Here is a 12,863-nt window from a genome sequence, read left to right on the forward strand (position 1 = left end):
CGCCTCACCACAACGTCATCCCCAAAAATGTAATATAAAACAAACCATTAACCAGCAAAGCCCACAGCGGCAGGCCGTTGCCGTGCTTGCGCGAATTCATCCGCAGCCAAGCAGCCGCAAGCACCGTAATCAATACCCCGCTTAACACCTCGATACGCGGTTGCCAGGGGGTCAGCATAATACCAATCGCCGGCAGCAGCGTGCCTTGAAACACCATCGCCCCGGTGATATTGCCAAACGCCAGGGTATCCTTGCCGCGCCGAATCCAGAGAATGCTATTCACCTTCTCCGGTAATTCGGTGGCAATCGGAATAATCAGCAGCGATAACAGCAAGGCCGAAATGCCCAGCAAGTGCGCCACGCCCTCAACTCCATAGATAAAGCCTTCAGCCCCATACACCAGCAAGGCCAGGCCCAGCGCCAGTTGCAGCAAAATCGTCAGCAGATTGGTGGGCAGCCCCAGGCGGGCAATATACATTTTTGAGTCGGTTTCGGTGGCGTGGCCGTCTTCCACTAAAACCGCCGAAGCCCGTAGCGTCAGTATGATATAAACCACATAGGTCAATACCAGCGCCACGCTCAATGCACCGCGGATATAGCGTTCTTGCTGCGGCACATACATGGCGGCAGCGGCCAGCACAAAGGCAAACAGAAAAACATTCAAGTCTCTGACAAAGCCGCTACGTTCCGGTCGAATCCGTCCGGCTATGCCTCTTTGGCGCAACACCGAAAACGCCATCAAACAGGTCGATAAAGTGGATAACATCAGCGGTGCGCCCAGAATCGCGCCTACGCCGATTTCCTCATTGATATTGGCATCGGCGGTGCCGGCCAGCAAAGCCAGCAGCGGTACCATGGTTTCCGGCAAAGCGGTGCCGATCGCGGCAAATAATGAGCCGGTAACCCCTTCGGAAATATTGAGTTTCTCGCCCAGATGTTCCAGCGCATTGGTAAAAAGTTCTGATGCTATCAAAATAACAATCAGCATTATCAACAGGGTAAGCAGAAAAACCGTCACTGATTTTGATCCTTAAATGGTGCCGAATCAGCACATCAGCCGCTTCGGTATTGATTTCGCAGCTAATAGCCGCGATTTTGTGGAATAGTCAGGTAGGGTGGATTCGCCGCTAGGCAATCCACCAAAGCTTCTTGAGTACGAAGTGAAAACGCCCTAAGCAGGTTTAAGGTTTTGGGCCTGATTGCTTCTACATCGAATTTCTCGACACCAACAAAGTGTAGGTAATAATGCTTTAAACCTTTGACCCGGCAGCAAGCTCAAGTACCAAATCGTCTTTTAGATCCAGTAAGCAGTAAATAGAGTAGCCACAAAACACGATTAACGCAAACATAGCTTTAATAAAACACCAAATCCAGAACAGAAATAGAACTAAAGCTGTTTACATGGTAGGCTATCAGCTGTTTTTTGCCCTTTAGCTGTTACCATGCCTGCAACCCACAACCCCCTCAAAATCACCGCTGCCCGGCCACTATTCGGTGCCTGGTCAACGGTTTTAAGACCGGCGCAAAGCCTGCAAAAAAGGTTTTTGCCGCTGTTTACCGGCAAAGTCGCCGCTGGCTTTCCGTCGCCCGCCGATGATTACATCGAAAAAACCCTGGATTTAAACGACTTGCTGGTCAAAAAACCGGCGGCCACCTTTTTTGTGCGCGCTCAGGGTGAATCCATGCTGGGGGCCGGTATTCATCCCGACGATATCCTGGTGGTCGACCGTTCGCTGGAACCGGTCGCCGGCAAAATTGTGATCTGCGCCTTAAACGGCGAATTAACCGTTAAACGCCTGGCCCGGGAGCAAGGGCAATGGCAATTAAAAGCCGAAAATCCCGCCTATGCCGATATTGTCCTGCATGAAGATATCGATATGGTGGTCTGGGGCGTGGTCACCAACGTCATCCACGCTGTGTAATGGCTAAACTGATTGCGCTGGTCGATTGCAACAACTTTTACGTCAGTTGCGAACGGGTATTCCGGCCTGATCTGATCGGCAAGCCAGTGGCGGTATTGAGCAACAACGATGGTTGCATCGTCTCCCGCAGTCAGGAAGTCAAAGAGTTAGGCGTCAAAATGGCCGTGCCGCTGTTTCAGGTACAGCATCTGGTCAAGCGTCATCACATCCAGCTGTTTTCCTCCAATTATGCGTTATACGCCGATATGTCGGCGCGGGTCATGGCCACATTGGCCGAATTTGCCGCCCATCTGGAAGTCTATTCCATTGATGAAGCCTTTCTGGATTTAACCGATATCGGCAGCCAGGAACCGTTGGCCTACAGCTTACAGATTAAAGAAACCGTGTTTAAAAGGACCGGCATTCCGGTTTGCGTCGGGTTGGGGCCGACTAAGACCCTGGCAAAACTGGCTAATTTTGCCGCCAAAAAATGGCCAAAAACCGGGGGGGTGCTGGATTTATCCGACCCCATCCGCCGGGAAAAACTGTTGCGCCGCGTTGCCGTTCAAGAAGTTTGGGGCATAGGCTCCCTTACCGCCGCCAAACTTCAGTCACTTGGTATCCACACCGCCTGGGATTTGGCCAGCCAGCCCAGTGAACGCATGCATCAGCAATTTAGCGTGGTGCTGGCCAGAACCGTCATGGAATTAAACGCCACCCCTTGCCAGGCCCTGGCAGAAATAGCCCCGGATAAACAGCAGATCGTCTGCTCGCGCAGTTTCAGTCGGCCAGTAACCACATTGGCAGAAATGTCACACGCCGTGGCCGAATACTGCAGTAGAGCCGCCGAGAAACTCAGACACCAAAAATCCGTGGCCGGCTGTCTGAGCGTTTATATCAGAACCAGCCCGTTCGCGGGGCAGGGCGGCCAATATCAACGCGCTGCCAGCTACCGCTTGCAACCGGCCACTCAGGATACCCGCATCATGATCAGCATCGCCCAGCGCTTATTAAGGCAAATATTCCGGGCCGGTTACAACTACCAGAAATGCGGCGTGCAACTCAGCGGTATCCAGCCGGAATCGACACCCGCCCAGCAGGAATTGTTTGATTTCACCGCAATGGGTTTGGCTACGGAAAACCGGTCATTAATGAAAACCCTCGATCAAATCAACCGGCGCTTCCCCAAGTCCATAGAAGTGGCCGCCAGCTGTTTCGACAAAACCTGGAAAGCCAGATCAGAACGTATATCCCCCTGTTACACCACCGACTGGCGCGACTTGCTTAAGGTAAGCTGTTGCTAACATCATAGGGTCAACATCATAGCAACATCATAGGGTCAGGTCTTGCCTTTTGCCCGGCTCCATCACCATGCCATCACTATCCGATTCCTCATTGTTATAAAGTTGTAACCACAAAACAACTGCAATAGCCGCCGAGTCGGCCTTGCTGAAAATCACAATTACCGCGAATTTCCTTATATTTTCTTAACACAAATACCGGGGGTTTTTACAGAATTTTTATACATGATTCTGTAAATTAGCACTATAGTGAGTAAGGTAACTTGTGCACTACGATTTTAATTTAGGTGAGGTAATCCAGATGGATGCATTGTATTTGTTGTTGGCATTGGTATTTTTTGGGATTTCTGCCTGGCTGATAGCCGGGTGCGAAGTGTTGCGGGGAAAATCATGAGTTGGGTTTACGGCTTGAGTGGGGTATTGGCGCTGGTGGTCTTTATCTATTTACTGGTAGCTTTGTTTTATCCGGAGAAATTCTGATGACTGCTCAAGGTTTTTTACAGATTTTTATTTATCTAGCCGTCTTATTGGGCTTAGCCAAGCCTTTAGGCATTTATATGGCCCGGGTTTACCAAAATGAATCGGTGGGTTTAAATCGCTGGTTTAGCGGCTTAGAAAATCTATTGTATCGGCTCAGCGGAATTAAGCCGGAACAGGAAATGCGCTGGAGCCAATATGCTTTAGCCGTACTGGTATTCAATTTACTGGGTTTGTTAGTCGTGTATCTCCTGCAACGGTTTCAGGATATTTTACCGTTAAATCCGCAGGCCTTAGCCGCGGTAAGCCCGGATTCAGCATTTAATACCGCAGTTAGTTTTGCCACCAATACCAACTGGCAAGGCTATAGCGGCGAAGCCACCATGAGTTATCTGACCCAAATGCTGGGTTTAACCGTGCAAAACTTTTTATCGGCAGCCAGTGGCATGGCGGTATTAGTGGCATTGATACGCGGTTTTTCCCGGCGCAATACCGATAGTATCGGTAATTTCTGGGTGGATATGCTGCGCAGTACCCTTTATATCCTGTTGCCTTTGTCTTTGCTGTTCGCACTGGTATTGGTGGGGCAGGGCGTGGTGCAAACATTCAGCCAGTATCAGACCGTAAATTTACAGGAAGTGGTGAGTTATCAAACCCCGCAACTGGACGCCGATGCCAAACCGGTATTGGATGCACAAGGTAAGCCGGTCATGGTAGATGCGCAGAGCCGGCAACAAACTTTGGCCCTAGGCCCGGCGGCCTCGCAAATTGCCATCAAGCAATTGGGTACCAATGGCGGCGGTTTCTTTAACGTCAATTCGGCGCATCCGTTTGAAAATCCAACCCCATTGACCAACTTCCTGGAAATGCTGGCCATATTACTGATCCCGGCAGCCTTGTGCTACACCTTTGGCGTGATGATAGGCGATGTGCGCCAGGGCTGGGTAATGCTGGCGGCGATGACCTTGGTGTTCGTGGTTTTGGTGTTTGTCAGCGTGCCTGCCGAACAAGCCGGTAATCCGGCCTTAACAACGCTGGGTGTGGATCAATTGGCGGCGGCGCAACAGCCCGGCGGCAATATGGAAGGCAAAGAAGCCCGGTTTGGGGTAGTCAATTCAGCCTTATGGGCCGTGGTGACCACAGCAGCCTCCAATGGCTCGGTAAATGCGATGCATGATTCGTTTACGCCCTTGGGCGGCATGGTGCCGATGTGGCTGATGCAGTTGGGCGAAGTCATTTACGGTGGGGTAGGTTCAGGCTTATACGGCATGATTATTTATGCCCTGATCGCGGTGTTTATTGCCGGTCTGATGATAGGCCGTACCCCGGAATATCTGGGGAAAAAAGTTGAGGCATTTGAAGTCAAAATGGCCGGTATCGTGATTCTGATTCCACCCTTGATGGTATTGGCGGGTACCGCCATCGCTCTGTTGACCGAGGCCGGCAAGGCTTCCATATTCAATCCGGGGGCTCATGGTTTTAGTGAAGTGTTATACGCGTTCTCCTCGGCGGGTAATAACAATGGCAGTGCTTTTGGCGGTATCTCAGCCAACGTGCCGTTTTATAACCTGACGCTGGGTTTGGCCATGCTGTTTTCCCGTTATTGGCTAATCATTCCGGTATTGGCAATTGCCGGTTCTTTTGCCGCCAAAAAAACGGTGCCGGTCGGGCCGGGCACCTTGTCCACCCATACGCCGCTGTTTGTGATGTTGCTGATCGGTACAGTACTGATGGTAGGGGCGCTGACCTTTGTGCCTGCATTGGCTTTGGGACCGGTGGTTGAGCATTTGCAAATGATTAATCAGTCTGCATTAGGATTAAGGTAATACTATGACGAGTAAATCTGTTTCTACATCCCTGTTTGAGCGGGATATTCTCCTGCAAGCGGTGCTTGATTCGTTTGCAAAATTAACCCCCAGACAGCAATGGAAAAATCCGGTGATGTTTGTGGTGTATCTGGGTAGTTTGCTGACCACCGTTTTGTGGTTGCAAGCGCTGACTGGTCAAAGTGAAGAACCGGCCGGTTTTATTTTACATGTGACCCTTTGGTTATGGTTTACCGTACTGTTTGCCAATTTTGCAGAAGCAGTAGCGGAGGGCCGCAGCAAGGCGCAAGCGGCGTTTTTGCGTAGCGCCAAGCGTGATATTACCGCCAAAAAACTCGATGAAGCCCGTTACGGCAGCAACTATTCAAAAGTGCCTGGCTCCAGTTTGCGTAAAGGTGATGTGGTATTGATCGAAGCCGGTGATTTTGTGCCGGGTGATGGTGAGGTGATCGAAGGCGTGGCTTCGGTGGATGAGAGTGCGATAACCGGCGAAAGTGCCCCGGTGATTCGGGAATCGGGCGGCGATTTCAGTTCAGTAACCGGCGGCACCAGAGTGTTATCGGACTGGCTGGTAGTGCGGATTTCAGTGAATCCCGGCGAGACCTTTCTGGATCGGATGATTTCAATGGTGGAGAGTGCCAAACGCCAGAAAACCCCCAACGAAATTGCCCTGACTATTTTACTGGTGGCCTTAACCCTGGTGTTTCTGTTTGCCACCGTGACTTTATTGCCGTTTTCACTGTATAGCGTCAGTAGTTCAGGTAGTGGTCAGCCGATCAGTATCACGGTACTGGTGGCTTTACTGGTATGTCTGATACCCACCACCATCGGTGGCTTATTGTCTGCAATTGGTGTGGCCGGTATCGGCAGAATGATGCAGAAAAACGTGGTAGCCACCTCCGGCCGGGCTGTGGAAGCAGCAGGTGATGTCGACGTACTGCTGCTGGATAAAACCGGAACCATCACCCTGGGTAACCGGCAGGCTTCGACATTCATTCCAGCCCGAGGTGTTTCTCCAGATCAGTTGGCCGATGCGGCGCAATTGGCATCCCTGGCCGATGAAACCCCGGAAGGCCGCAGTATTGTGGTATTGGCCAAACAAAAGTTTGGCATCAGGGAACGTGATGTACGCTCTTTAGGTGCCACCTTTGTGCATTTCAGCGCCCAAACCCGGATGAGTGGCGTGAATTTGGCAGGGCGGCAAATCCGCAAGGGCGCCGCCGACTCCATTAAGCAGTTTGTCGCCGAACAGGGTGGGCAGTTTCCTGACGATATTCAAAAAAGCGTTACCGATGTGGCGCGGCGCGGCAGTACCCCGCTGGTGGTAGCCGATGGCGCCAAGGCCTTGGGTGTAATAGAACTGAAGGATATTGTCAAAGGCGGCATCAAAGAACGCTTCATGGAATTGCGGCAGATGGGCATCAAGACCATTATGATTACCGGTGACAACCGTTTGACCGCAGCAGCCATAGCCGCAGAAGCCGGAGTGGATGACTTTCTGGCGGAAGCCACCCCGGAAGCCAAGTTAAGTCTGATTCGTCAGCATCAGGCCGATGGCCGTCTGGTAGCGATGACCGGTGACGGAACAAACGATGCACCGGCCTTGGCCCAGGCCGATGTGGCAGTGGCTATGAATAGCGGGACTCAGGCAGCCAAGGAAGCCGGCAATATGGTGGATCTGGATTCCAATCCCACCAAATTGATCGAGATTGTCGAAACCGGCAAGCAAATGCTGATGACACGCGGAGCTTTAACCACGTTTAGTATTGCCAATGATGTGGCCAAGTATTTTGCCATTATCCCGGCGGCATTTGCCACCACCTATCCGGCTTTGAATGTATTAAATGTGATGGGTTTGGCAACGCCTGCCAGTGCGATACTGTCGGCGGTAATCTTTAATGCCCTGATTATTATAGCCCTGATACCCCTGGCATTGACCGGGATACGGTATAAACCGGTAGGTGCGGAAAAACTGTTGCAGAATAATTTGCTGGTGTACGGCTTGGGTGGACTGATAGTACCGTTTATTGGTATCAAGCTGATTGATATGTTGCTGCTTACCTTGAACCTGGTGTAATGGAGTCGAATATGTTGAATTATTTAAGACCGGCAGCCATCCTGCTGCTGTTGTTGAGCTTATTAACCGGTGTTGCATATCCGGCCTTGGTGACGGCATTGGCGCAATGGTGGTTTCCCCAGCAGGCCAACGGCAGTTTAATAACCGGCAAACAGGGCGAAGTGCAGGGTTCGGCCTTGATAGGCCAGACCTTTACCGAGCCACGTTATTTCTGGAGCCGGCCCTCGGCAACCGGGCCTTATGGCTATAATGCTGCCGCCTCCAGCGGTTCCAATCTGGGGCCGACCAACCCGGCTTTAATAGAGGCGGTGGCGGCCAGAGTTCAGGCTTTACATGACGCCGATCCGACTAATCAGGCGCCAGTACCGGTGGATCTGGTCACCGCTTCCGGCAGTGGCTTGGACCCGCATATCAGTCTGGCTGCGGCTGAATATCAAATTAAACGCGTAGCCCGCTTGCGTCATATCAGTGAAAGCATTTTACGGGCCCTGGTTGCCGCCAACAGCGAAGACCGGCAATGGCTGGTGTTTGGTGAACCCAGAGTCAATGTGTTGCAATTGAATCTGGCTTTGGATGCGCTGGGTAATTAAGTTGGCGGTCAACTGTGCAGACAATGGTATTACTTGAAATAATATGATGGAATTTGATAGTCAGCAGTTGGAACCTGTGTTGGACACCCCCGAAATGTTGGGTGTGTCCCCGGCGATGCATAATCTAATACGGATTATTGACAGGGTAGCGCGTTCGGCTATGACAGTATTGATCAATGGAGAAACCGGCACCGGGAAAGAATTGGCAGCGCGAACCCTGCATTGTCGAAGTCCGCGTGCCCATCAGCCCTTTGTTGCCATCAATACCGCCGCTATTCCCAAAGACTTACTGGAGTCCGAATTATTTGGCCACGAACGCGGGGCGTTTACCGGGGCTTATGCCCGGCGGGCCGGACGATTCGAGCAGGCCAATGGCGGAACATTATTTCTGGATGAAATTGGTGATATGCCGCTGGAATTACAAACCCGTTTGTTGCGGGTATTGGCAGATGGCGAATTTTATCCGGTAGGGGCTCATGCCACAGTCAAAGTGGATGTATGGATTGTCGCGGCTACCCATCAAAATCTGGAAGAACTGGTGGCAGAAGGCCGCTTCAGAGAAGACTTGTATCATCGATTGAATGTATTCAGGGTGCGAATTCCACCTTTACGTGAACGTCGGGAAGATATTCCTCTACTGTTACAACATTATTTACGCAATGCCGCTTCGAGCTTCGGTGAGGCCCATAAACGCCTGTCTCCAGAGCTGGAAAATTATTTGTGTGCTTATCATTGGCCAGGCAATATTAGACAATTGGAAAACCTGTGCCATTGGCTAACCTTAATGGTGACCGGTTCGTGCATCCGTAAATTCGATTTACCCGATGAAATGCTGGATTTACAAACCAATGCCGAGTTATTGGATTGGCAGGATGCCTTAAGCGTCTGGGCCAAATTACAACTGCAGGCCGGTAATCAAGATGTCGCCAAACAGGCACAGTCGGATTTCGACAAAGTATTGATACAAATGGCCTTAGCCCAGTTCGATGGCCATCGGCAAATGGCTGCCAAGCATCTGGGCTATAGCCGGAATACCTTGACACGCAAAATTAAAGTGCTGGACTTACCGGATTGGTAAGCACTAGCTGCCAATTCCACCCGGATCCTTACAGCGTTGGCGCATCCAGGTATCTCTTTAAAAAGCAGGTGCTGGTAGGATATGCTAAGCCCAATGCAGCGCATCAAAAGCGCAGAGTGCCTGGGATCGCCAATAAATAACGCGTTGAAAAAGTCGTAAAACAAGGTTGGGTGGATTCCCCGCCAGGCAATCCACCCAAACACCGCCCATCAGTTAATATGGCCCCAGCGTTTCCAGCCCAGAAAGCCGAATACAACGCTGCCAAACAACCATGCCGCCGCTGGTAACGGTACCGATGAAATTGTCCATAGCCCAATTTGCCCAGTACTGGCCTGAACGTGCTTAGTATTGCCAAAAGGATCATAGGTAGCGTTTACCAACACGCCACTGCCATGTAGGGCTTGAAAAAAAGCCGGAGAACTGGGATATGTTTCATAAATCTCAATGTAACCGCTGACATTGCTGGCAGCGGGGAAGTTATAGTTAACAGAAAAATCAACTATTTTTCCCGAACTGTCAGTTTGAAAAGTAAGCTCTTTTAAGGCACCGGAATTCAGCGTTGAATTATCCGAATAGCTGCCATCAGATATAGACCAACTCAGCGGTATTGTATTGTTATCAGACGCAGTAGCAGGTGCCAGATTGGCAGCCAAGGGCTGAGCAAGCGTAAATGAAAAAGTGGCGTGATCAGATAAAGACGCAGACGGAAACAGCGATGGGTCTATCGTATTGGAAACATTGGTATAGGGTGCGCTTTGATAGCTATACAAAATGGTTGCATGGGCATTTAGACTAAGCAGCAAGCCACTGACCAAAACTGTTTTAATATATTGCATGGACTACCTCCTCATTATAGTTATTAGAAATCCAATAGTGCTTAATATTGAACCGCTGTTATTAAAATTGATAATTTCCAGTTTGTAAATAGACAATAAACAAATGTTAAATAATCAGCTAAACTTTGCCTAAACCAGCCCCCATAAGCAATAATTTCCCCACAATGGCACTTCCCGCGCCGCATATGGTCATACCGGCAACACTCAATCATTTGGACAGATCATGAAAAACATTAGGCATATAATTAGCGTATTTATTGCCGTCTGTGTGTGTGCTGCCAGTACTTCAGCGTTTGCGCACGGCGGTGGCGGCGGTGGTGGACACGGAGGCGGCGGCCACGGTGGCGGAGGCGGTTGGGGCGGACACGGCGGCGGCTGGGGCGGATACCACGGCGGTTGGGGCGGTAGCCATATAGGGTTTTATATGGGCGGGCCGATCTACCCATATGGTTTTGGCTACGGCTATGGCTACCCCTATTATCCCTATTCACCGTCTATAGTCACAGTACCGGTCCCGGTGCAGCCGCCGACTTACATCCAGCAGTCGCCGCCGCCACCGGCGCCAGCCCAGGTCAACGAGGCCGATTACTGGCATTATTGTACAAATCCCGAGGGTTATTACCCTTATGTGAAAGAATGTCCGGGCGGCTGGCAACTGGTGTCGCCCACCCCTAAGCAATAAGGAGTCAACATTATGTCAGGATATACCTTAATCCCGGTTGCCGGCCTGGCCTTACTGGTCAGCGCTTGCGCCACCATCCCGGACGGCCCCAGCGTCATGGTTTTACCGGGGGCCGGCCAATCTTTCGACCAGTTTCGGGCCGATGATGTGGTTTGCCAGCAATTCGCCAGTTTTCAGGTCGGTGGCGTCAAAGCCAGTGATGCCGCATTGAGCAGTGGCGTCACCAGCGCCGCCATCGGCACTGCAGTCGGTGCCGCCGCCGGCGCAGCGTTTGGCGGCGGCACCGGGGCCGCAATCGGTGCCGGCGGCGGCTTGCTGGCCGGCAGCGCCGTGGGTGCAGGCACAGCCAGCAGTTCCCGCTACGGCACCCAGGAGCGGTATGACATCGCCTACGTGCAATGCATGTATGCCAAAGGCCATCAAGTGCCGGTGTCCGGCCAATTTTCCAATGTAGTGCCCAGACAACCGGCAGCCGTTACCGCACCCAGCGCCCATATCCCACCGCCACCGCCCGGATCACCGCCGCCACCGCCACCGCATTAAGCCTGTTAAAATAAATGCATATCAAACTTCGGCAGTTAAACACTGCCGGGTTTTGCAGTGATCCGGCCTCCAGCCTCAATTCAAAGCATAGGCTGTGCTGAACCCAGTGCAGCGCATCAATCACAGAATGCGCCGCCAGATACCGGCACATCCTCTAACGCTGCGTTGCATTAAGGCTATACTAAACACAGCCCTGTTAAACTTAAGCAATTTTCCGCTCAGTAAATTCATGCTCATCAACACAACTCAAACCCGGATCAGCCTGCTGATGGTGCTTGGCCTGACATTCTGCCTGCAGAGCGGCTGTTCCTCCAAACCCGCCAAACCCAGCCCGGAAGAACAACTGCAAAAATTAACCGACAGCCTGGATAACGGCGGCTATGCTTCAGCCGGGCGTCAGACCATAGACAGCCGCCGGGAAACCTGGAACGACGACACCGCTCAACTGGATGTAGTAATGACGGCACCTAACAACGCCGGTAAATATCCCTTACTGGTGTATCTGCCCAGTTTGGGCGAAACAGCCGATGCCGCCAAATTATGGCGGGAAACCTGGGCCAAAGCCGGTTATGCCGTATTCAGCATGCAGCCGCAGGCCATAGGCCAGGCCTTACAAGAATTAGGCCCGGCGCGCGGCGGCAAGGACGAGGCCGATGCTGCAGATAACAAGGATGATGAATCAACCGACCCTGATTCGGAAGAGGGCAATAAAGCCAGACGCTCCAAATCGGCGCGCTCCAGTGAATTACGCTATCTGGGCCACGAATATTTTGCCGTCGATAATCTTAAGCTACGCATGGCCCAACTGTTTTGGGCCTATCAGCAACTCAAAACCCGTGCCGAACAAGGCCAGCCCTTATATCAAAGTGCCGATTTCAGCAAAGTGATACTGGTAGGCTACGACCTGGGCGCACAAACCGTGGCAGCCGTATTGGGCGAAGATTTTAAAGTCAGTTTACCGGTGGACAGCCGCCTGCAAGCCAGTGCCGCCATATTGTTAAGCCCCTCTATCGATCTGGCCGAAGGCAATGTCCGCAACCGGTTTCAAAAACTTAAAATGCCGCTGCTGGTCATATCCGGCCAAGAGGACAACGATCCCTACGCCATCAGCTCCGCTTCAGTGCGGGCAGCGGTATGGGAGTTTTCGCCGCCCGGCGACAAATACCTGCTATCCTTGACCGGCAATATTCACGAATTACTGGCCGGTACCGAACTGGGCGGCGGCATGCCCGGAAAACCGGAAAAAGATGACTCATCCTGGTTTGGCCTGGGCGGCAAAAATAACGACGATTATGCCGGCCAGCCCTTGCAATACGGCGGTGGTCGCAGCGGCGGCCCCGGCGGTGGCGGGCCAGGCCGGGGTCGGCCGGGACAGGGTAAATTCATAAACGCCGAACTGGGTTATAAAGAAGTGGCCGCCGTACTCAGTGCCAGCACCGCATTTCTGGATGCCCAAGTCAAAAACGATGAGTTTGCCCAATACTGGCTGAAAGACCACGCCTCAAAATGGCTGGATAGAGCCGGCACCCTAAAAGTCAGATAAATTAACGCC

12 protein-coding genes are annotated in these 12,863 nt (G+C 51.9%); 10 read left to right on the forward strand and 2 right to left on the reverse strand.

The window, feature by feature from the left end; genetic code table 11:
• Window positions 1–4 precede the first annotated feature (4 nt).
• On the reverse strand, window positions 5–1,018 hold the full coding sequence (locus KEF85_RS05450; RefSeq protein ID WP_281413691.1) for a sodium:calcium antiporter: 1,014 nt from the start codon (window positions 1,016–1,018) through the stop codon (window positions 5–7).
• 424 nt (window positions 1,019–1,442) lie between these two features.
• On the opposite strand from KEF85_RS05450, the gene KEF85_RS05455 reads away from it, so the two are divergent.
• The 7 genes from KEF85_RS05455 to KEF85_RS05485 all read left to right on the forward strand — a co-directional run bounded on the left by KEF85_RS05455 (window position 1,443) and on the right by KEF85_RS05485 (window position 9,250).
• A complete protein-coding gene (locus KEF85_RS05455; RefSeq protein WP_215583720.1) occupies window positions 1,443–1,922 on the forward strand; it encodes a LexA family protein in 480 nt (159 codons plus the stop codon).
• Window positions 1,922–3,205 carry a Y-family DNA polymerase gene (locus tag KEF85_RS05460; RefSeq protein ID WP_215583722.1) on the forward strand — a complete coding sequence of 428 codons (1,284 nt, stop codon included), beginning with the start codon at window positions 1,922–1,924 and terminating at the stop codon, window positions 3,203–3,205. The genes KEF85_RS05455 and KEF85_RS05460 overlap by 1 nt, the downstream gene beginning before the upstream one ends.
• 387 nt (window positions 3,206–3,592) lie before the next feature.
• Window positions 3,593–3,682, forward strand: coding sequence for a K(+)-transporting ATPase subunit F (gene kdpF / locus KEF85_RS05465; protein WP_215583724.1), 90 nt, complete (start codon window positions 3,593–3,595; stop codon window positions 3,680–3,682).
• The gene (gene kdpA / locus KEF85_RS05470) at window positions 3,682–5,505 is read left to right on the forward strand and encodes a potassium-transporting ATPase subunit KdpA (protein ID WP_215583726.1); all 1,824 of its coding nucleotides are present in this window, start codon (window positions 3,682–3,684) and stop codon (window positions 5,503–5,505) included. The genes kdpF and kdpA overlap by 1 nt, the downstream gene beginning before the upstream one ends.
• 4 nt (window positions 5,506–5,509) lie before the next feature.
• Complete coding sequence (kdpB, locus tag KEF85_RS05475; RefSeq protein WP_215583728.1) at window positions 5,510–7,582, forward strand: potassium-transporting ATPase subunit KdpB; 2,073 nt, start codon at window positions 5,510–5,512, stop codon at window positions 7,580–7,582.
• An 11-nt stretch (window positions 7,583–7,593) separates the two neighbouring features.
• Window positions 7,594–8,172 carry a potassium-transporting ATPase subunit KdpC gene (gene kdpC, locus KEF85_RS05480; protein WP_343222172.1) on the forward strand — a complete coding sequence of 193 codons (579 nt, stop codon included), beginning with the start codon at window positions 7,594–7,596 and terminating at the stop codon, window positions 8,170–8,172.
• A gap of 43 nt (window positions 8,173–8,215) precedes the next feature.
• Window positions 8,216–9,250: a sigma 54-interacting transcriptional regulator gene (locus KEF85_RS05485; protein ID WP_215583730.1), complete on the forward strand. Its 1,035-nt coding sequence runs from the start codon at window positions 8,216–8,218 to the stop codon at window positions 9,248–9,250.
• Between the two features lie 209 nt (window positions 9,251–9,459).
• Here the strand turns inward: KEF85_RS05485 and KEF85_RS05490 are convergent, their stop codons facing one another.
• Window positions 9,460–10,086, reverse strand: a complete 627-nt coding sequence (locus KEF85_RS05490) for a hypothetical protein (protein WP_215583732.1) — start codon at window positions 10,084–10,086, stop codon at window positions 9,460–9,462.
• Between the two features lie 223 nt (window positions 10,087–10,309).
• On the opposite strand from KEF85_RS05490, the gene KEF85_RS05495 reads away from it, so the two are divergent.
• The 3 genes from KEF85_RS05495 (at window position 10,310) to KEF85_RS05505 (ending at window position 12,854) form a co-directional block, all read left to right on the forward strand.
• On the forward strand, window positions 10,310–10,768 hold the full coding sequence (locus tag KEF85_RS05495; RefSeq protein ID WP_215583740.1) for a hypothetical protein: 459 nt from the start codon (window positions 10,310–10,312) through the stop codon (window positions 10,766–10,768).
• 12 nt (window positions 10,769–10,780) lie between these two features.
• Window positions 10,781–11,311 (forward strand): YMGG-like glycine zipper-containing protein, encoded by a 531-nt coding sequence (locus tag KEF85_RS05500; RefSeq protein ID WP_215583742.1) that lies wholly within the window; start codon window positions 10,781–10,783, stop codon window positions 11,309–11,311.
• A 229-nt stretch (window positions 11,312–11,540) separates the two neighbouring features.
• Entirely contained in the window at window positions 11,541–12,854 is a 1,314-nt protein-coding gene (locus KEF85_RS05505) for an alpha/beta hydrolase family protein (RefSeq protein ID WP_215583744.1), read from the forward strand.
• Window positions 12,855–12,863: the final 9 nt, after the last annotated feature.

It is taken from the genome of Methylomonas paludis (genome assembly GCF_018734325.1).
Lineage (GTDB): Bacteria > Pseudomonadota > Gammaproteobacteria > Methylococcales > Methylomonadaceae > Methylomonas > Methylomonas paludis.

Coding starts and splice junctions, on each gene's coding strand:
- KEF85_RS05455 (WP_215583720.1), top strand. CDS start 1,443: ATGCCTGCAACCCACAACCCCCTCAAAATCACCGCTGCCCGGCCACTA.
- KEF85_RS05460 (WP_215583722.1), top strand. CDS start 1,922: ATGGCTAAACTGATTGCGCTGGTCGATTGCAACAACTTTTACGTCAGT.
- kdpF (WP_215583724.1), top strand. CDS start 3,593: ATGAGTTGGGTTTACGGCTTGAGTGGGGTATTGGCGCTGGTGGTCTTT.
- kdpA (WP_215583726.1), top strand. CDS start 3,682: ATGACTGCTCAAGGTTTTTTACAGATTTTTATTTATCTAGCCGTCTTA.
- kdpB (WP_215583728.1), top strand. CDS start 5,510: ATGACGAGTAAATCTGTTTCTACATCCCTGTTTGAGCGGGATATTCTC.
- kdpC (WP_343222172.1), top strand. CDS start 7,594: ATGTTGAATTATTTAAGACCGGCAGCCATCCTGCTGCTGTTGTTGAGC.
- KEF85_RS05485 (WP_215583730.1), top strand. CDS start 8,216: ATGATGGAATTTGATAGTCAGCAGTTGGAACCTGTGTTGGACACCCCC.
- KEF85_RS05490 (WP_215583732.1), bottom strand. CDS start 10,086: ATGCAATATATTAAAACAGTTTTGGTCAGTGGCTTGCTGCTTAGTCTA.
- KEF85_RS05495 (WP_215583740.1), top strand. CDS start 10,310: ATGAAAAACATTAGGCATATAATTAGCGTATTTATTGCCGTCTGTGTG.
- KEF85_RS05500 (WP_215583742.1), top strand. CDS start 10,781: ATGTCAGGATATACCTTAATCCCGGTTGCCGGCCTGGCCTTACTGGTC.
- KEF85_RS05505 (WP_215583744.1), top strand. CDS start 11,541: ATGCTCATCAACACAACTCAAACCCGGATCAGCCTGCTGATGGTGCTT.